Raw genomic sequence first — 17,027 nt, 5'->3', positions numbered from 1 at the left:
CAAGAAAATGACGTATTGCGTGTGCAATCCGTCAGCTTGACAATCCGCGCCAAAATATTTTCCAAGATGCGTGTAATCGATTTTCAAATGGTTGTATCCCAGCAAATAAAAATTCAACCATTAATCCATCCATTAAACATAAATAAGCTGAAACAGCTTCTGTTACTTCAATACTACAAAGTTCTTTCTTTTCTTGTGCCTGTTCAAATATAGGTACTAAAAGCTGTCCGATGCTTTCAATGTATGCATTTGCTTTTTCGACAATTTGCTCACGAAAGGCATCTGGTGGAAAAAACGAAGTGCGCAGCCAAAACATTGTTTCAATACTTTCTTGAAAGCGATGACCATAATCTTTAAGAAGATGAAATAAAAAGTCTCCAAATGGAGTTTCTTCTGAATTCTTCACATACTGTTTAAAGAATACAAGATCCTTTTGTAAAGATTCTTCTAAGCAAATAAAATATAGCTCTTCTTTTCCTTTAAAGTGTGCATATATGGATGGTTTTTTAATTCCAACCTCCCCGGCAATGTTGGCTAATGAAGTTCCTTCATAGCCATAGCGTGCAAAGTGTGAAAGTGCTACAGATTTAATACGGTTTGCTGTCATTCTCATCCCCTACCTATCGTTCGTTAGTTAAAGTATAGGATAAAAAAAGGATATAGTCAACAAGGGCAATTATATGAACTATATGAATCCATTTTAATTTTTCGACATATAGATTGCAACTATACAGAAACAAAAGGGGCCTGCACTTGCTTTCTCCTTTTGTTTGAACTTCGCAAGTGGCAGAAAAAGGCCCTGACCGCTTCTGTGCATAGCTAGATGCTCTCGACCACTGAAAAAGAATGGTTTTATGCCGGTTTTTAATTTGGATTTATATAAAAAAGCTCCAGTAATAGGAGCTTTTATACTGTTCCACGTTCAATGAGACGAAACGGTAACTCTTCAGAAGTCCCTGTAATTTGTTCTTGTTGTATTTGTTCATAAAAGAGTGAAAAAGCACGATTCCCCATTGCTAAGCCTGGATGTTCAATCGTTGTGATCTCTAATGCTTCAGAAATAGGATGGTTATCAAATCCTAAAATCGCTAAATCTTCTGGTACTCGCAAGCCTTGTTTTTTTGCTTCCGTTAATAATCCAGAAGCAACTTGATCGCTTGCAGCAAAAAGAGCGGTAGGGCGATTTTTCATCGCTAGTATGCTTTGAATGACATTCGCACCGTCTTGAATATTGTAGCATTGATAAAACTGCCAGTCTGTTTGCGAGTGTTTACCTGCTGCATGAAGCGTATCAAAGAATGCTTGCTCACGCTGCTTTGTACTCACGCTTTTTTTACGTGCTAAACAAAATCCAATGTGTTCGTGTCCGTTTTGTAATAAATATTCTGTTCCAATCCGAAAGCCATCATAATGATTCACATAGACAGAAGATATAAGAGGATGCAGCAGTTTTTCACACGAAATGATAGGCGAAAATTTCGCGTAATGTTCAATGGCTTCCCATGAACTCGCTCGGGAGCAAATAATCATGCCATCAAATTGTTTCATTTTCATCATTTCGAGGACACGCATTTCTTCCATGCTATCGTAGTTTGTTTGACAGAGAGTAATGCGGTATCCGGCTTCAAGTGCTTTCGTTCCGATACCTTCAATAATTGTACTAAAGTACGGTAGATTAATAAAAGGAAGCATGACACCAATTGTATGTGTTTTTCCTTTTAGAAGATGAACCGCATTTACATTTTTCGCGTAGTTCAATTCTTCAACAGTTTCTAGGACGCGTTTTCGTTTTTCCTCACTGACATATGGATGGTCATTTAAGACGCGTGAAACAGTCGTAACAGAGACCCCAGCCGTTTTCGCGATTTGTTTTATATTTACCATATGTTTCACCTCTATTTTTATTATACAAGAAAATCTTGTGAAACTCTTGACATGAAAAGCGTTTCATATTCTATCTTGTTAATGACGCTTTTGCTATTCGCGTAACGATTTTATTCGGCGTGAGAATAGGGAAAGCGTTTTTGTCAAATTGTGTGAGATAAACGAGGAAAGTTTTCAAAGGTGGAACAGTAAGAAATAGAGAATATGAACATAACATACGAAAGCCTGAAAAGAGAATGTTGAGAAAGGGCGGATACACGTTGAAAAAACGGATGATATGTTTCGTATTTTCTAGTATGGTGTTAAGTGCATGTTCTTTTCAGCAAACAATGGTAGAAGAAAAAAAGTTTGCAGCAGATTTAGAGGCAAGTGAAGATATGATGTCTGATCCAATACCGGTACAGGCTGTAAAAAATGTTCTTCCTTTTTCTTTTTACACACCATCATTTTTACCATATGCATCAACAGATAATCCAAAAGCAGTAGTTCGAAAAATGGGAGATAAGCGGATTGTTCTTGATATTAAATATGAACGTCAAGAAAAAGGCATGCGAGATTATATTGAATTAACAGTTGCAAACTTTTCGTACAATTTTCCTTTTATCGTAGAACAAAATCGTTTTCAGGAGAAAGTAAAGCTTGCAAATGGTATAACAGCCTATTTTAAAAATAGTGACGAAAAAATGGACGGAGAAGATATGGCGACTCTCACATGGAAAGAAAAGAGTGTGGAGTATCAGTTGCTTTATCGAAATGTTCGTGATCAAAATAGTGAAGATGTCAAACAAAATTTGGTGTATATTGCTAATAAAATGCAATAGCTAGCTTGTGTAGGGCAAGCTAGCTATTTTATTATGAGTTTTTCTTTTTCACTTTACCAGACCAAGTTTTAAAGCCGCCTTGTAATTGATAAAATTCTTTATAGCCGTGTTTTTTTAAGAATTGTGCTGCGCGGCCTGTTCGGAAACCGTTTTGGCAATACATATAAATTGGTTGATCAGTACGTAGTTCTTTGTAACGAAGACGTATTTGTGAAATTGGAATATTGCGCGCTCCTAAAATGTGACCAGCATTATATTCGTCCGCTTCACGAATATCGATAAGCTGTGCTTTACGGTAACCAGCGCGAAATTCTTCTTCTGAAAGTGTTTTAATTAATTTTTTCTGATAGAAATACATCCATACAGAATAGCCGATGATTCCTGCAGCTATGGCTAGTAAAATAATAACATTTGTTGACACGATTATATCGCTCCCTTTTTCTCATCCTACTTTCCATATTATAATGCCCATATGTATTTATGCAACAAGTTCATTTTGTATTAGAAGAAATTTCGTATTCTTTCACAAATTTTGTCGAATTTGATAGACTAGAGAATGTGAGAAAAATTAGTTATATGAGGTGTGGGATGGAAAAGGAAAAATGGTGTTATATAAATTCCGGTAAATGTTCTCCGGCGTTTAATATGGCGTTGGACGAATGTTTATTAAATTGGCAAAGCGAAAAGAAACTGCCGCCAACAATTCGTTTTTATGAATGGGAAGTTCCGACGTTAACAGTCGGTTATTTTCAGCGTGTTTCAAAAGAAATTGATATGGATGCAGTACATAGAAATGGTTTTGGTTTTGTGCGTCGTCAAACAGGTGGACGAGGCGTTCTTCATGATAATGAATTAACGTATAGTGTCATTGTGTCTGAAGAGCATCCAAATATGCCAAAAACAGTGACAGAAGCATATCGCGTAATTTCACAAGGATTGTTAGATGGATTTGAAGAGTTAGGTTTAGAAGCATATTTCGCAGTACCAAAAACAGCTGAGGAACGCGAAAATTTGAAAAATCCGCGTTCAGCAGTTTGTTTTGATGCTCCGTCATGGTATGAAATTGTTGTAGAAGGACGCAAAATTGCTGGAAGTGCACAAACTAGGCAAAAAGGTGTTATTTTACAGCATGGTTCCATTCCGTTAGAAATTGACTTAGATATGCTGTATGATTTGTTCCTGTTTCCAAATGAACGTGTGAAAGAACGCATGAAAAAAATGTTCTCTTCAAAAGCAATTGCAATTAATGAATTAACAGATCGTACTTTTACAATTCAGCAACTTATCAATGCATTTCATATTGGATTTGAAAAAGGGTTAAATGTGGAACTTGTTCCGTATGATTTAACAGAAGAACAACTTCATGAAGTGGAAACGTTAGCAAAAGAAAAATATGAAAGTGATGAATGGAATTACAAAAAATAAGGAGATGGATACCCATCTCCTTATTTTTATATGAATGAGAGCTCCCCAGCAGGGAAAGCTGCGCTAAATTATTATAATAAGTTTAATACTTTTTCCACTTTAATACCTTTTTTCTTTAATGAACGTAAACGGTTTACAACATCCATAATTTCTGCATCGAATGCTACCGATATTCCTTGTTTTTGTAACTCATTTTTTAAGTTCTCAATAGAATCGTCTACATCCATACCAAGTTCGTAATCTTGACATACATCTACAGCCTGTTTTACAAGACGAACATATTTTTCTTGTAATTCAGAATTTGGTTGATTTGTCGCAGGTTGTTTAACCGAAGATGTTGGCTCTACTGGAGTTGACACCGTTACTACTTTTTGTGCTGTAGTTGGTGCCACTACTTCTTTTTGTACAGGTTTTGGTGTAGTTTTCACTACAGGATCTGGATGCACCGGCTTTGAAATTGATGCCTGTGTAGGTGCAACATTTACAACTGGTTTTGTGACAGGTGTCACTTCTTTTGAAGTTTCAACTATTGCTTCTTTCTTTGGAGTTGGTGCTTCGACAACGGATAGTGTGTTGTCTGTTAATTCTGCCACTTCTTCTTTCGTTTCTTTGCTCCACATAACGCGTTCAATTTGCAGTGAAACATTGTTTTTGTTCATGGCGCTTAATGTCACTTTTCCAACTTCAGCATTGCCAGTAAAATCGACAATTTTATAAATAACACTCTTGTTCCAATCTACTTTTCCGCTCAAAAATAATTCTTCGTTACATTTTGGTGTTAAGCCCTCGATTTTAATTTCTGCGTTTACACCGTTTTCACTATACACCATAATTAGCGAAGCATTTACATCTTCGTCGGCTAACATTAGTTCACGTACCATCTTGCCGGTGCGTACTTGCGTTTTCTTCTTCAGTGACATCAAATTTCCCCTCTCAAAAATGTAGTAACAATAAAAATCCATATAACGAAAAATAATTGCTCACGAAGAAATATGATACCGATAATAAAAGCATCACGTCAACAATTTACTTTAATTATTTTGTATTTTTCTTTTTTGTTTATGAAATTTTTTAATTTGTAAAATTAGACAGAAGAAAAACAGCCTGTGAAATAGGCTGTTAAAATCTTGAGGTTTTATATAAAAATTTATATGAAACGTAAAAGAAAAGGGTTAATAGGGCACCTTGCCAAATCGGTAAGTTATAGCATAGATAGCTTTGTTTTTTAAAATAAATATTAAAAAATACAGATGAACAAAATGGAATCGAAAAAGCTAAGCCAAAAATAATTCTTTGCTTCCAGTTCAGTGTTTGGTTAAAAGCATCACGTTTTAACAAATATAAAATAATAAAAATGCCGCCAGCAATCATAATGATTGATAACAAAGTTCCAGGAATACTAAATGGTACACCAGAAAGGTGGTTTTGTTTTTTAGCAAAAGAAAACCCTAATGCACCTATAGTATCTATACCAAACTGGATGGCGAGTAGTAAACTAACCATGAAACCGGCGATTGAAAAATTTTCTAACATTGTTTGGCGAGGTAATGCGCTAACTAATTCGTCACAATAATTTTGTAGATCAGTCCCAAAAACATCATAAGCATTTTTTCCATCTTTTTGGGCCTCAAGAAGATGATCTAAAATTTCTAGTAATAGTTCTTCTACTTGTTGTTCTGGAACGTTAGCTAATCGAAGGTAAACAAGCATATCCCCATAAGCTGCTTCATTTTCTGCTGTTAATAGCTCACGCTTTTTATTATTAAGCTCAATCATATCTTTCGCCTTCATTCATTTCACTCTCCCTTTAATAACTGATTTACCGTGGTTGAAACCATATCCCAGCTTTTTTTAAATTCCTCCAGTTTCTCAAAGCCTTTTTTTGTAACGTGATAATATTTGCGCTTCGGTCCCAGGCTGGAGACTTTCAATGTGCCTTCAATGAGTTTTTCTTTTTGCATACGTAACAATAGAGGATAGATACTCCCTTCACTTACGAATGTAAAACCATGTTGATGTAATTTCGTACTGAGTTCGTACCCATACACTTCTTCTTGCGAAATGATATATAAAATACACCCTTCCAGCACACCTTTTAACATTTGACTGTGCATTACTTTACCACCTCCGGGTAACTTGCCTTGCAAGGTAGTTGTTATTTGGAGTATAGCATTCAGTAACTTGCCTTGCAAGTTACTGAAGCTGGAAACCAGCAAAAAAGTAATCCAGCAGCGTTATCCAAATACAAAGCTCGATATGAAATTGGAAAATATGTTTATCCAAAAGATGAGGTGACGAAATTAGAAGAAACAATTAGATATGATATTTATCAATATTTGTAACTACTCAGCTATCCCTTTTAGAAATTTAGAAAAGGGTATGATTCTAGTGAAGATGTGTCTCTCTATTACTTGAAAAGTCATTTTTTGGCATATAGACTGTTGTCATGCAGACAGGGCAGGAGCCTGCACTTATTGTCTACTTTTGTTTTCAAACCTTGCATGTGGCAGGAAAAGGACCTGACCGTTCCTATGCATCGCCAGTCCTTCTCGCCCATTTAAAAAAATGCTTTTCTGTCGATTTTTCATAAAGTAACTGAGTAGTTACCAATATTTCACACAAAACAACCCACATATATAACGTGGGTTGTTTTGTGTGTTGCGGAAAATGGGCTTGTTTATCCCTTGTCACAATATCCTTTCTGTTGTATCATTTTATTGATTGCTTAGTGCGGAATATATAAACTGAATTGGATGGAGGAAAACGATGCCTACTCCTAGTATGGAAGATTATATCGAACAAATTTATTTGTTAATTGAAGAAAAGGGATATGCCCGTGTATCTGATATTGCTGAAGCGCTTAATGTACATCCATCCTCTGTAACAAAAATGGTACAGAAACTTGATAAAGATGAATATCTAATTTATGAAAAATATAGAGGGCTTGTATTAACATCAAAAGGGAAAAAGATTGGTAAGCGTCTTGTTTATCGTCATGAGTTGTTAGAACAGTTTATGCGTATTATCGGTGTAGATGAAAGTAAAATTTATAATGATGTAGAAGGAATTGAACATCATTTAAGCTGGGAAGCTATCGATCGCATTGGTGATTTGGTGCAATACTTTGAGCAAGATAAGCTTCGCATTGAGAAGCTTCGTAGTGTCCAAAGGGCAAATGAAGAGCAAGCGCAGTAATTGGACATATTACAACAATAAAAAAGAAAGATCACACTTCTTAAAAAGAAGCGCGGTCTTTCTTTTTGCCTTTTTTACCTTCAATGACTGTTAAATGGGATTGCTTTCTTTTTCGTTTTAGGAAGGAAGTATTTCCTTTCTTTCCTTTCGTATCGGAAGCATTTTTCTTTAACAGATTGTTACTTAGGGGTGTTACATTTTGTTTTCCATATTTTCGGTTTGATTGTTTCGCAGCACGTTTGTAGGAAGATTGTGAGTTAGTAGCTGAACTGCTCGAACTTGTAAGCATTTTATAAAGTAAATAAAAGACACCAACAACAATAAGCATTATCGCAATGTTTTTTACAACTCCCATTGGATCTTCAATTGTGAATGATACAAGGTTAAATATTGCTAATCCAACAATTACAACAAATAGAGCGAACATAAATGAGCGACCGTTCATAAGGAACACCTCCTAAAAAAGAAAGATATTTTAATTAGTTTATTAACGAAAGGTTAAGGAATTGAATAACATTACGAAAAAGTTATTGTTGTTTTCCTTCTAGACGAAGTAATTCTTCAAATGATGCAATTGCTACTTCAACTTGATCATCTGTTGGTTCTTTCGTTGTTAACAGCTGAAGCCATAGGCCAGGATATCCTAATGCGCGGAGCACTGGAACGCTTCGTAAGCTGTTTGTAAATTGCAACACTTCAAATGAAATACCGAGCACTACAGGGATGAGCAAAATACGATTTAAAACGCGAACCCAAAGAGGATCGGTTGGAACGAGAAAATATACAAACATCCCTATAATAACAGTAAATAAAATGAAGCTGCTACCGCACCGATAATGGAGACGAGTTTGCTTTTGTACGTTTTTTACTGTCAATGGAAGATTGTTCTCATAGGCATTAATTACTTTATGTTCTGCTCCGTGATATTGAAATACACGTTTAATAAGTGGAGTCAGTGAAACAAAGTAAATGTAACTAAGCAATAGCATGAGTTTAATAACACTTTCAATGATAATTTGCCCAGTATGAGATGGAAAAACAGGTCTTGTTAGTTCTGCTAAAATTGCAGGAACTGCCGTGAAAATCACTTTTCCAAAGATAAAGGATAAAACACCGACTGCTGCAACGCTAAGTATCATCGTTAACTTCGACTGTTCTTCTTTTTTTTGTGCGAATTGTGCATCCTCTGAAGGATCTACATCAAAGCGTTCTGAGGCAAAATTTAAATGTTTTGCTCCGTTTGCACTCGCATCAATAATTGCCGCGATTCCGCGTAGAAATGGAATTTTTTTAAACATAGATGATACTTTATTACGAACGCGAGGTAATCGATAAAATTCGATAGATTTATCTTTACGACGAATCGCTGTAACAGTATATTCTCTACCGCCAAACATAACTCCTTCTACTACCGCTTGACCGCCGTAGATTTGTTTTGTCTCTTCTGCCATGTCAACACCAACCTGTATTTGTTTCTCTCTTATCAGAAAAGAGGTAGCGACTCTAGGTGATGTCATTATATTGTATGACATCACTACAGTTTCCTTTATTTTATCGACAAAGGTGCACTTCTGACAAGGAAAATCAGCAGGCTAGGCGGACATTTCCTATTCTTTTTATAGACAAATTTCGCAGTATTTAAACATGCTTTAAATAAGTTTCGGACATACTAGTAGGCGGAGGTGTGGATGTGAAACAAGAACAATCTGTCACGAAAAAAATTGTCCAAATTGGTGTGTTTGGAGGGTTGTTTTGGGGAGCTGCTTGGTACTTTCTTCATATTTTTTCTTTTACTGCCCTGGGACCTAATTATTTGTTACTCCCATTTGCGCTTGGAGATTGGAAAGAAGGGGTATGGGGAAATATAGGTGGTATTATATGTATGGGGGTACTTTCAATTCTTGTGGCCTTTGTATATAAAGTAATTTTTAGTAAGTTTGAAGGTCTAATTCCAGGTATTATATACGGTCTTGTATGGTGGGGATTATTATTCTTTGTCATTGCACCTGTTGCACCAGTTATAAAAAGCATGATGGGAATGCCTAAGGAAACGATTGTAACAACAGCGTGTATTTTTATTTTATATGGTGTTTTTATTGCATACTCCGTTTCATTTGAGGTGAATAACAATACTAGTACAAGAGATGCAGAAGAAGACAAACTATTCAAATAAGTGAGAGGTATGGTAGAATATTATATAGACATTTTTTATTAAGGAGTTAGATATATGGAGAAGTTGCTCCTCGTTAACGGTCCTAATTTAAACCGTCTTGGTGTGCGAGAGGTTAATGTATATGGTACAGGGACGTTAGCGTCGTTAGAAACAGATATGAAGCAACAAGCAGAAAGTTTGGGAGTGGAGCTAGAGTGTTTCCAATCTAATCATGAAGGTGCCATTATTGATATTATTCATAAGGCTGAGGGTACATATAAAGGAATTATTCTAAATCCAGGAGCATTTACGCATTATAGCTATGCAATTCGTGATGCAATTGCGAGTGTTTCGATTCCTGTTATTGAGGTACATATTTCAAATATTCACCAGCGCGAATCGTTTCGCCATGTATCTGTTACGGCGCCGGTCACAGTGGGACAAATTGTAGGATTCGGTTTGTATGGCTATCATTTAGCGTTACTTGCATTAGTGGAGAAAATTCAGGAGGCGTAATTCATGGAGAAACTTACAAAATTAAGAAGTGCATTTGGGGAAGCGGGTATTGATGGTATTTTATTAACGAATCAACATAGTCGTAGATATATGACAAACTTTACAGGAACAGCAGGCGTTGTATTAATTTCAAACGAACGCGCTTTATTTATTACAGATTTCCGCTACGTTGAACAAGCGCAAAAACAAGCGGTTGGTTATGAAATCGTACAGCATACAAGTACGATTATTGAAGAAGTTGCAAAACAAGTAAAAGACTTAGGAATTCAAAAGCTTGGTTTTGAGCAAGATACCCTTACATACAGCTCTTATACAGCATACAAAGAAGAAGTTGATGCAGAATTTGTTGCAACATCTGGTATTGTAGAAAAGTTACGCTTGATTAAGACTGATTCAGAGATTAAGATATTAAAGGAAGCTGCACAGATTGCAGATGCTGCCTTTGAACATATTCTATCATTTATTCGCCCGGGAGTATCTGAAATTGAAGTGTCAAATGAACTTGAATTTTTCATGAGAAAGCAAGGAGCAACATCTTCTTCGTTTGATATTATCGTTGCTTCGGGACTTCGTTCAGCATTGCCGCACGGCGTGGCATCTGAAAAATTGATAGAAAAGGGAGATTTTGTTACATTAGACTTCGGTGCTTACTATAAAGGATATTGTTCCGATATTACTCGCACAATTGCAGTAGGTGAGCCGTCTGATAAGTTAAAGGAAATTTATAATATCGTATTAGAAGCACAATTGCGCGGTGTAAACGGTATTAAAGCTGGTTTAACTGGTCGTGAAGCAGATGCATTAACACGTGACTACATAACTGAAAAAGGATACGGTGAGTATTTCGGGCATTCTACAGGTCATGGAATTGGTCTTGAAATTCATGAAGCACCAAGTTTAGCATTCCGCTCTGAAACGGTACTTGAGCCAGGAATGGCAGTCACTGTAGAACCGGGAATTTATATTCCAAATGTAGGCGGAGTTCGCATTGAAGATGATATTATAGTAACAGCTGAAGGTAATGAAGTGTTAACTAAATCTCCAAAAGAACTTATTATTTTGTAATACACAGGAGGATTTTTTGCATGATTTCAGTAAACGATTTTCGTACAGGATTAACAATTGCGGTGGACAACGGCCTATGGCAGGTTATCGATTTCCAACACGTAAAACCAGGTAAAGGTGCAGCGTTCGTTCGTTCTAAATTACGTAACCTTCGCACAGGTTCTGTTCAAGAAAAAACATTCCGTGCTGGTGAAAAAGTAGAAAAAGCGCATATCGAAAACCGTCGTATGCAATATTTATATGCAAGCGGTGAAGCTCATGTATTCATGGACAACGGAACATACGAGCAAATCGAACTTGGTGAAAAACAAATCGAACATGAATTAAAATTCTTGAAAGAAAACATGGAAGTAGCAATCATGACATACCAAGGCGAAGTACTTGGTGTAGAACTTCCAAACACTGTTGAGTTAAAAGTTGTTGAAACAGAACCAGGTATTAAAGGTGACACAGCTTCTAACGTAACAAAACCAGCTACATTAGAAACTGGTCTAGTTGTACAAGTACCAATCTTCATTAATGAAGGTGAAATGCTTCTTATTAACACAGGAGAATCAAAATACGTTTCTCGTGCGTAATAAAACAAGACACTCGTGGTATTAAATATCCACGAGTGTTTTTTTATGTGAAATAAGGTAGATAATAGATGACAGTAATAATAAAGCTAATGGTAAGTAGTAGAAGAGTCCCTGTCATATAAGGGTTCATTCGAATTTGAAAAGGTGTTACTTCTCCGGTGTTAAACCCCGTCAAACTTTTTGTGATGGCACGATCCATATTCGTGTTTCGGTTCATATTCAAAGGAACCAGCCATGTGATTTCAAAAATGGCTAAACTTCCTAAAAAGAAACTTTCTATAAATGTCCAATTACCAAATTTAGAAAAAAAGAAAATAATAGCCACCTCTATAAAGACTGCAAGAATTATTTTTAGAATTTTCGTATATTTATCCTTTTCGCCTCAATATAACATATTTTTACAAAAAATCCTCTTGATTTTATTTGATAATCAAAAAAATTACTTTTTCACTTCTGAAATAGACAACCTGTGCATATGGTTGTACAAATGTACTCTTTCATCTTGTTTGAGCGGGATATATGTGTGCTGTTAGGACGGTGTAAGGATAACGAAAGAAGGTGAGAGGATGAAACAGTGGCTAGCGGCATTTGAAACGTCCGTGCTCGTAATGGCGCTTCTTAGGATCTTCTCAGGCAGCATGGAAATTTTCGCCGCTTTGCTTATGTTGTATTTCAATGATGCCAAAAAAGCATTGTTCGTAAATGGTATGCTTGCATTTGTTGGCCCAACTGTTTTGATTGTAACGATGTCAATTGGAATTGCGAGTGTTACGAACGAAATTTCTTTTTTGAAATTATTTTTTTTGGCGCTTGGAATCGGTTGTATTTTTATTGCAGTACTGAAATAGCGATGTGATGGGGAGAGAGCTATGAAAGAAGTATTAGAGATGTTGCCAAGGCAAATCGAACGTTTTATACAAGATTATAAGGAATGTGACGGATTGGAAGAAATACGGGTTCGGGTTGGTCGGCCGCTTGAATGCATTGCGCGCGGGGAAGCGCATTTTTATAACTATACTGTGACGACAGAAGATGCGGCATATTTACTGAATAAGCTTAGTCAATATTCACTTTATACGATGGAAGAAGAATTAAAACGAGGGTATGTTACACTGCGCGGAGGGCATCGCGTTGGATTAGCGGGCAAAGTCATTATGGAAAAGAGTACAGTGAAAATGATTCGGGATGTGGCGTCATTTAATATTCGAATTGCTCGGCAAAAAAAGGGGATTGCCGAGCCGCTTATACCATATTTATATGAGAAGCATTGGCTAAATACAATGATTATCGGTCCACCCCAAACAGGGAAGACAACATTATTGCGTGATGTAGCGCGCCTCATGAGTGCGGGTGTTCCAAGGCAACATATTCCTTCTTGTAAAGTTGGTATCGTAGACGAAAGATCAGAAATTGCGGGGTGCGTGAAAGGTGTTCCGCAATATGAGTTTGGAACAAGAGTGGATGTGTTAGATGCATGCCCAAAAGCAGAAGGTATGATGATGATGATTCGCTCAATGAGTCCCGATATATTAATTGTTGACGAAATCGGTCGTCCAGAAGATAGCGAAGCAATTATGGAAGCTGTTCATGCTGGTGTTCAATTATTTACTAGTGTGCATGGACAAGGGCATGAAGATATACTGAAACGACCTTCACTAAGGAAAATCATAGAGCTGGGCGTGTTCGAACGTTTTATTGAGCTTTCTAAAATAAAAGGACCAGGAACGATTATGAATATGAAAGATGGCAGTGGAAAGCCAATTCACCGCGGAGAGAAGGTGCTGAGCGTATGATTAAATTTTTTGGCGCTGCACTTATTGTTGCTGTATCAACATTTTTTGGTTTTTCATATGCGAAGAAATATAGTGAGCGTCCTCGCCAACTACGGTTGTTAAAGGCGGCTTTGCAATCACTTGAGGCGGAAATTATGTATGGACATACTCCTTTGTCTGAGGCCGCTGCACGCCTTGTAAAACAAATGCCTAAGCCTTTGAATTGGTTTTTTCATAGTTTTCACGAACGATTAGAAACGGGAGAGCAAACGGTTCGGGAAGCATGGATGGATAGTTTACAAGAAAATTGGAAACTCACAGCATTGAAGCAAACGGAATATGAGATTTTACAGCAATTTGGAGAAACGCTCGGACAACATGATCGTGAATCACAGCAAAAACATATTCGTTTATGTATTACACATTTAGAGAGAGAAGAAGGAGAAGCAAAGGAAATGCAAATTCAGTACGAAAAGATGATGAAAAGTTTAGGAGTATTAGCAGGATTACTTATCGTTATTTTACTGTTGTAAGGGGGAAAGGTGATGTCGATCGACGTTGGGTTAATCTTTCAAATTGCAGGCATTGGTATTATTTTAGCTTTCATTCATACTGTGCTGAAAGAACTAAAGCGAGAAGATATTGCCAACTGGGTGATTCTCGTTGGTTTTGTCGTTATTTTATTTCAGGTTGCATTTTTAATTAACAATTTATTTGACAAGATTAAAAGCGTCTTTCTTTTTCAGTAAAGGGGGGGCGATTCGAATCGAAATATTACAAATTGTAGGACTTGGACTTGTGGCAACTTTTTTGGCGGCAGTATTGAATCAGCATAAATCGAGTGTAACTTCATTATTTATTGTGTTTGTTAGTAGCGTTATGTTTTTACTTGTAATTGATCAAATTCATTCTATTTTAACGATGATTGAACGTATTGCAAATGAAGCGAAAGTGAGTAATGTGTATGTGGAAACACTGCTGAAAATTATTGGAATTGCTTACATTGCAGAATTCGGTGCACAAATTACGAAAGATGCAGGGCAAGGAGCAATTGCTTCAAAAATTGAATTAGCGGGAAAAATTTTAATTTTAGTGATGGCGATTCCGATATTAACTGTTGTAATTGAAACGATTCTCGGTTTTTTACCAACCGGATAAAGGAGGGGTGAATTGTGCGCTCGTTTGGAATAAAGCTTTCGTTTGCTTTTTTCCTCTTTTTTTCTTTGCCAATTATCGTACAAGCTTCCCCCTTAGAACAAAACGTTGTAGATGAACAGCTAGGAAAGCTTGGGATAGAAGATGTAAAGAAATATTGGGATGACCTTGTTGCTAAGTATGGAGGGTATTTGCCGGAAAGCCAGAAGGGGAATTTTATGGAGTTTGTCAAAGGGGAAAAAGAATTTTCAATTAAAGAGTGGGTGATTGGATTACTAAAATATTTATTTCATGAATTAGTGGCGAACGGAAAGTTACTTGGGACACTCATTATGCTTACTATTTTCAGCGCGCTTTTACAATCGCTTCAATCTGCTTTTGCAAAAAGTAGCGTTGGGAAAATAGCGGATGCTGTTGTATATATGGTACTTATCGTTTTTGCTTTAAACAGTTTTTATGTTGTTATGACGTATACAAAAGACACCATTCAAACAATGATCGATTTCATTTTAGCGCTCCTCCCTATTTTGTTAGCGCTCATAGCGACAGGAGGCGGTGTTGTATCTGTTTCTTTCTTTCATCCAATTATCGTTTTTCTTATGAATACGAGCGGAATGCTTATGAATTATATTGTTTTACCGCTTCTTCTCCTTGCTACAATTTTAAGTATTGTCAGTACAATGAGCGATCAATATAAAGTTACAAAATTGTCCAAACTGCTGCAAAATGTTAGCGTTAGCATCATTGGGATTTTCTTAACAATCTTTTTGGGTGTGCTCTCTGTACAAGGAACGGCAACAGCGGTAGCGGATGGGATTGCTGTTAAAACAGCAAAATTTGTAACGGGAAACTTTATTCCAGTTGTCGGCCGGATGTTTACTGAAGCAGCAGACACTGTACTTAGTGCATCGGCTTTATTAAAAAATACAGTGGGGATTGTTGGGGTTGTTATTTTATTACTTATCGTTGCTTTTCCTGCTATTCAAATTTTCTGCATTGCGTTCATTTATAAATTTGCGGCAGCAGTGCTGCAACCTGTTGGTGGAGGAACAATTATTCAATGTCTGGACATTATCGGAAGAAGCATTATATACGTGTTTGCTTGTTTGGCCATTGTATCGTTCATGTTTTTTCTAAGTATCACGATTGTTATTGCAGCTGGAAATATTACGTTAATGATGCGTTAGGAGGTGAGAAGGTTGCAATTTGTCGTGGAGTGGATTCGGAATATTATTGTGTTTCTACTATTAGCAACGATGCTTCATATGTTACTTCCTAATTCAAATTTACAAAAGTATGTCAAGTTTGTTGTAAGTTTGCTTCTAGTCGTTTTGATCTTAACCCCTTTATTTAAATTGTTTCAAACAGATATTCAAGATGTGATTGCAAATGCTAGTCAGGACAAGTATATGGCAAACGGATCAATAGAAAATAAAATTAATGAAAAGAAAAAAGAAATACAAGCCTCACAACGTGCATATATTTTAGAACAGATGGCTGTCCAAATGAAAAAACAAGTTGGAAAAGAACTAGAAAAGCAATATGGTATGGCCGTTATGAGTTTGCAGATAAAAGTACCAGAAGACAAAAAAGAAGTGAAATCTCAGCAAGATATTCAATCTGTTCTTGTAACGCTTCAGGCAAATGAACGAAGCCGAGCAGGAGCTATTGAAACGATTCAAAAGGTAGACATTAACTCGAAGGAACCTCGAAAGACGTCAGAACAAAATACAGCTGAAATGAAACAATTCTTCTCAAACAAATGGCAATTGGAAGAGAACAAAATTAAGATTCAGGTGGAAGGGGGGATAGGGAAAGTAAATGAATAATAAATTTCAATTTTTTCGCAATCTTTTTAAAGGAAATGAAAAAGATGAGAAAGAGAAAAAAATTTCAGCAAAGTTTTTGATCATTTTACTCATACTTGGGATCATCCTTATGTTTTCTAGTAACCTTTTCCAAGCAAAAAAGCCAGAAGTACCTGTTCTCAAATCGCAAACAGAGCAAGTAAAAGATGTACCAACATTTGGACAAAAGAATAGTGACAACAAATCTAACATTGATAAATATGAAAAAGAATATGAACAACAATTAAAAGAAGCATTAGAAAGTGTTACAGGCGTTAAAGATGTAACAATTGAAATTAATCTTGATTCATCAGAAGAAAAAATACTTGATAAAAATACGGTGAAGCGATCGCAAACGACGGACGAAACAGATAAAGAAGGCGGAAAGCGGAAAGTTGAAGATGAATCGACAGATGAAAAAACAGTGATTGTACGCCAAGGTGATAAAGAAGCTCCTATTATACTTCGAGAAAATAAGCCGAAAGTTCGCGGCGTTCTTGTTGTTGCAAAAGGAGTGGATAATTTACAAGTGAAACAGATGGTGATAGAAGCTGTTTCACGTATGTTAGAGGTTCCAAGTCACCGTGTATCTGTTTTACCAAAAAAGAATTAGGGAG

23 protein-coding genes and 2 pseudogenes are annotated in these 17,027 nt (G+C 36.4%); 16 read left to right on the top strand and 9 right to left on the bottom strand.

Annotation, left to right across the window (positions count from 1 at the left end; translation table 11 throughout):
* Window positions 1–31: 31 nt before the first annotated feature.
* Together BM350_RS04045 and BM350_RS04040 are read right to left on the bottom strand one after the other, a co-directional pair.
* Window positions 32–613 (bottom strand): TetR/AcrR family transcriptional regulator, encoded by a 582-nt coding sequence (locus tag BM350_RS04045; RefSeq protein WP_139207608.1) that lies wholly within the window; start codon window positions 611–613, stop codon window positions 32–34.
* Between the two features lie 293 nt (window positions 614–906).
* Entirely contained in the window at window positions 907–1,884 is a 978-nt protein-coding gene (locus BM350_RS04040) for a LacI family DNA-binding transcriptional regulator (RefSeq protein WP_090913861.1), read from the bottom strand.
* A 236-nt stretch (window positions 1,885–2,120) separates the two neighbouring features.
* Here BM350_RS04040 and BM350_RS04035 point away from each other — a divergent pair, with 236 nt between their 5' ends.
* Entirely contained in the window at window positions 2,121–2,705 is a 585-nt protein-coding gene (locus tag BM350_RS04035; protein ID WP_090913863.1) for a DNA polymerase III subunit delta, read from the top strand.
* Between the two features lie 31 nt (window positions 2,706–2,736).
* On the opposite strand, the gene BM350_RS04030 is transcribed toward BM350_RS04035, so the two are convergent.
* Window positions 2,737–3,126 (bottom strand): rhodanese-like domain-containing protein, encoded by a 390-nt coding sequence (locus BM350_RS04030; protein WP_090913865.1) that lies wholly within the window; start codon window positions 3,124–3,126, stop codon window positions 2,737–2,739.
* 167 nt (window positions 3,127–3,293) lie between these two features.
* On the opposite strand from BM350_RS04030, the gene BM350_RS04025 reads away from it, so the two are divergent.
* On the top strand, window positions 3,294–4,130 hold the full coding sequence (locus BM350_RS04025; protein ID WP_090913867.1) for a lipoate--protein ligase family protein: 837 nt from the start codon (window positions 3,294–3,296) through the stop codon (window positions 4,128–4,130).
* A 71-nt stretch (window positions 4,131–4,201) separates the two neighbouring features.
* Here BM350_RS04025 and BM350_RS04020 read toward each other — a convergent pair whose 3' ends face one another.
* From BM350_RS04020 to BM350_RS04010, 3 genes are all read right to left on the bottom strand, one after another.
* The gene (locus BM350_RS04020; protein ID WP_090913869.1) at window positions 4,202–5,050 is read right to left on the bottom strand and encodes a hypothetical protein; all 849 of its coding nucleotides are present in this window, start codon (window positions 5,048–5,050) and stop codon (window positions 4,202–4,204) included.
* Window positions 5,051–5,249: 199 nt separating this feature from the next.
* Window positions 5,250–5,921: a DUF1129 domain-containing protein gene (locus BM350_RS04015; RefSeq protein ID WP_090913871.1), complete on the bottom strand. Its 672-nt coding sequence runs from the start codon at window positions 5,919–5,921 to the stop codon at window positions 5,250–5,252.
* 5 nt (window positions 5,922–5,926) lie between these two features.
* A complete protein-coding gene (locus BM350_RS04010) occupies window positions 5,927–6,244 on the bottom strand; it encodes a PadR family transcriptional regulator (RefSeq protein WP_090913873.1) in 318 nt (105 codons plus the stop codon).
* 97 nt (window positions 6,245–6,341) lie between these two features.
* Here BM350_RS04010 and BM350_RS26010 point away from each other — a divergent pair.
* Both BM350_RS26010 and mntR read left to right on the top strand, forming a co-directional pair.
* Window positions 6,342–6,472: pseudogene (locus BM350_RS26010) on the top strand (spore photoproduct lyase); the annotation flags it as partial.
* Window positions 6,473–6,896: 424 nt separating this feature from the next.
* Complete coding sequence (mntR, locus tag BM350_RS04005; RefSeq protein WP_090913875.1) at window positions 6,897–7,325, top strand: transcriptional regulator MntR; 429 nt, start codon at window positions 6,897–6,899, stop codon at window positions 7,323–7,325.
* 40 nt (window positions 7,326–7,365) lie between these two features.
* Here mntR and BM350_RS04000 read toward each other — a convergent pair whose 3' ends face one another.
* Window positions 7,366–7,770: an SA1362 family protein gene (locus BM350_RS04000; protein WP_090913877.1), complete on the bottom strand. Its 405-nt coding sequence runs from the start codon at window positions 7,768–7,770 to the stop codon at window positions 7,366–7,368.
* 82 nt (window positions 7,771–7,852) lie between these two features.
* Window positions 7,853–8,776 carry a DUF1385 domain-containing protein gene (locus BM350_RS03995; protein ID WP_090913879.1) on the bottom strand — a complete coding sequence of 308 codons (924 nt, stop codon included), beginning with the start codon at window positions 8,774–8,776 and terminating at the stop codon, window positions 7,853–7,855.
* A gap of 239 nt (window positions 8,777–9,015) precedes the next feature.
* Here BM350_RS03995 and BM350_RS03990 point away from each other — a divergent pair.
* The 4 genes and pseudogenes from BM350_RS03990 to efp all read left to right on the top strand — a co-directional run bounded on the left by BM350_RS03990 (window position 9,016) and on the right by efp (window position 11,636).
* Window positions 9,016–9,502: pseudogene (locus BM350_RS03990) on the top strand (YqhR family membrane protein).
* 50 nt (window positions 9,503–9,552) lie between these two features.
* Window positions 9,553–9,993, top strand: coding sequence for a type II 3-dehydroquinate dehydratase (aroQ, locus tag BM350_RS03985; protein ID WP_090913881.1), 441 nt, complete (start codon window positions 9,553–9,555; stop codon window positions 9,991–9,993).
* 3 nt (window positions 9,994–9,996) lie between these two features.
* Window positions 9,997–11,058, top strand: coding sequence for a Xaa-Pro dipeptidase (gene pepQ / locus BM350_RS03980; protein ID WP_090913883.1), 1,062 nt, complete (start codon window positions 9,997–9,999; stop codon window positions 11,056–11,058).
* Between the two features lie 20 nt (window positions 11,059–11,078).
* Complete coding sequence (gene efp, locus BM350_RS03975) at window positions 11,079–11,636, top strand: elongation factor P (protein ID WP_090913885.1); 558 nt, start codon at window positions 11,079–11,081, stop codon at window positions 11,634–11,636.
* A gap of 43 nt (window positions 11,637–11,679) precedes the next feature.
* Here efp and BM350_RS27410 read toward each other — a convergent pair whose 3' ends face one another.
* A complete protein-coding gene (locus BM350_RS27410) occupies window positions 11,680–11,994 on the bottom strand; it encodes a hypothetical protein (protein WP_090913887.1) in 315 nt (104 codons plus the stop codon).
* A gap of 208 nt (window positions 11,995–12,202) precedes the next feature.
* Between BM350_RS27410 and BM350_RS03965 the strand changes: the two genes are divergently transcribed.
* The 8 genes from BM350_RS03965 to spoIIIAG are packed head-to-tail and all read left to right on the top strand — an operon-like array spanning window position 12,203 to window position 17,023.
* Window positions 12,203–12,484: a YqhV family protein gene (locus tag BM350_RS03965; RefSeq protein WP_035429538.1), complete on the top strand. Its 282-nt coding sequence runs from the start codon at window positions 12,203–12,205 to the stop codon at window positions 12,482–12,484.
* A 21-nt stretch (window positions 12,485–12,505) separates the two neighbouring features.
* Window positions 12,506–13,429: a stage III sporulation protein AA gene (gene spoIIIAA / locus BM350_RS03960; RefSeq protein WP_090913888.1), complete on the top strand. Its 924-nt coding sequence runs from the start codon at window positions 12,506–12,508 to the stop codon at window positions 13,427–13,429.
* Window positions 13,426–13,941 (top strand): stage III sporulation protein SpoIIIAB, encoded by a 516-nt coding sequence (gene spoIIIAB / locus BM350_RS03955; RefSeq protein WP_090913890.1) that lies wholly within the window; start codon window positions 13,426–13,428, stop codon window positions 13,939–13,941. The genes spoIIIAA and spoIIIAB overlap by 4 nt, the downstream gene beginning before the upstream one ends.
* 12 nt (window positions 13,942–13,953) lie before the next feature.
* Entirely contained in the window at window positions 13,954–14,157 is a 204-nt protein-coding gene (spoIIIAC, locus tag BM350_RS03950; RefSeq protein WP_020061584.1) for a stage III sporulation protein AC, read from the top strand.
* Between the two features lie 10 nt (window positions 14,158–14,167).
* Window positions 14,168–14,566: a stage III sporulation protein AD gene (spoIIIAD, locus tag BM350_RS03945; protein ID WP_230317767.1), complete on the top strand. Its 399-nt coding sequence runs from the start codon at window positions 14,168–14,170 to the stop codon at window positions 14,564–14,566.
* Between the two features lie 11 nt (window positions 14,567–14,577).
* A complete protein-coding gene (gene spoIIIAE / locus BM350_RS03940; RefSeq protein WP_090913892.1) occupies window positions 14,578–15,750 on the top strand; it encodes a stage III sporulation protein AE in 1,173 nt (390 codons plus the stop codon).
* A gap of 12 nt (window positions 15,751–15,762) precedes the next feature.
* The gene (gene spoIIIAF / locus BM350_RS03935) at window positions 15,763–16,392 is read left to right on the top strand and encodes a stage III sporulation protein AF (RefSeq protein WP_090913893.1); all 630 of its coding nucleotides are present in this window, start codon (window positions 15,763–15,765) and stop codon (window positions 16,390–16,392) included.
* Complete coding sequence (gene spoIIIAG / locus BM350_RS03930; protein ID WP_090913895.1) at window positions 16,385–17,023, top strand: stage III sporulation protein AG; 639 nt, start codon at window positions 16,385–16,387, stop codon at window positions 17,021–17,023. The genes spoIIIAF and spoIIIAG overlap by 8 nt, the downstream gene beginning before the upstream one ends.
* Window positions 17,024–17,027: the final 4 nt, after the last annotated feature.

It is taken from the genome of Bacillus sp. 103mf (genome assembly GCF_900116295.1).
GTDB lineage: Bacteria > Bacillota > Bacilli > Bacillales > Bacillaceae_G > Bacillus_A > Bacillus_A bruguierae.
This window is presented reverse-complemented; position numbering and strand designations above follow the sequence as displayed.

What these genes read in the sequence shown, in the direction of transcription:
- BM350_RS03965 (WP_035429538.1), top strand. Translation starts at nt 12,203, where the DNA reads ATGAAACAGTGGCTAGCGGCATTTGAAACGTCCGTGCTCGTAATGGCG.
- BM350_RS03995 (WP_090913879.1), bottom strand. Translation starts at nt 8,776, where the DNA reads ATGGCAGAAGAGACAAAACAAATCTACGGCGGTCAAGCGGTAGTAGAA.
- BM350_RS04045 (WP_139207608.1), bottom strand. Translation starts at nt 613, where the DNA reads ATGAGAATGACAGCAAACCGTATTAAATCTGTAGCACTTTCACACTTT.
- BM350_RS04040 (WP_090913861.1), bottom strand. Translation starts at nt 1,884, where the DNA reads ATGGTAAATATAAAACAAATCGCGAAAACGGCTGGGGTCTCTGTTACG.
- BM350_RS04025 (WP_090913867.1), top strand. Translation starts at nt 3,294, where the DNA reads ATGGAAAAGGAAAAATGGTGTTATATAAATTCCGGTAAATGTTCTCCG.
- efp (WP_090913885.1), top strand. Translation starts at nt 11,079, where the DNA reads ATGATTTCAGTAAACGATTTTCGTACAGGATTAACAATTGCGGTGGAC.
- pepQ (WP_090913883.1), top strand. Translation starts at nt 9,997, where the DNA reads ATGGAGAAACTTACAAAATTAAGAAGTGCATTTGGGGAAGCGGGTATT.
- BM350_RS04010 (WP_090913873.1), bottom strand. Translation starts at nt 6,244, where the DNA reads ATGCACAGTCAAATGTTAAAAGGTGTGCTGGAAGGGTGTATTTTATAT.
- BM350_RS04015 (WP_090913871.1), bottom strand. Translation starts at nt 5,921, where the DNA reads ATGAAGGCGAAAGATATGATTGAGCTTAATAATAAAAAGCGTGAGCTA.
- spoIIIAG (WP_090913895.1), top strand. Translation starts at nt 16,385, where the DNA reads ATGAATAATAAATTTCAATTTTTTCGCAATCTTTTTAAAGGAAATGAA.
- aroQ (WP_090913881.1), top strand. Translation starts at nt 9,553, where the DNA reads ATGGAGAAGTTGCTCCTCGTTAACGGTCCTAATTTAAACCGTCTTGGT.
- BM350_RS04020 (WP_090913869.1), bottom strand. Translation starts at nt 5,050, where the DNA reads ATGTCACTGAAGAAGAAAACGCAAGTACGCACCGGCAAGATGGTACGT.
- spoIIIAA (WP_090913888.1), top strand. Translation starts at nt 12,506, where the DNA reads ATGAAAGAAGTATTAGAGATGTTGCCAAGGCAAATCGAACGTTTTATA.
- mntR (WP_090913875.1), top strand. Translation starts at nt 6,897, where the DNA reads ATGCCTACTCCTAGTATGGAAGATTATATCGAACAAATTTATTTGTTA.
- BM350_RS04035 (WP_090913863.1), top strand. Translation starts at nt 2,121, where the DNA reads ATGTTGAGAAAGGGCGGATACACGTTGAAAAAACGGATGATATGTTTC.
- spoIIIAB (WP_090913890.1), top strand. Translation starts at nt 13,426, where the DNA reads ATGATTAAATTTTTTGGCGCTGCACTTATTGTTGCTGTATCAACATTT.
- spoIIIAC (WP_020061584.1), top strand. Translation starts at nt 13,954, where the DNA reads ATGTCGATCGACGTTGGGTTAATCTTTCAAATTGCAGGCATTGGTATT.
- BM350_RS04000 (WP_090913877.1), bottom strand. Translation starts at nt 7,770, where the DNA reads ATGAACGGTCGCTCATTTATGTTCGCTCTATTTGTTGTAATTGTTGGA.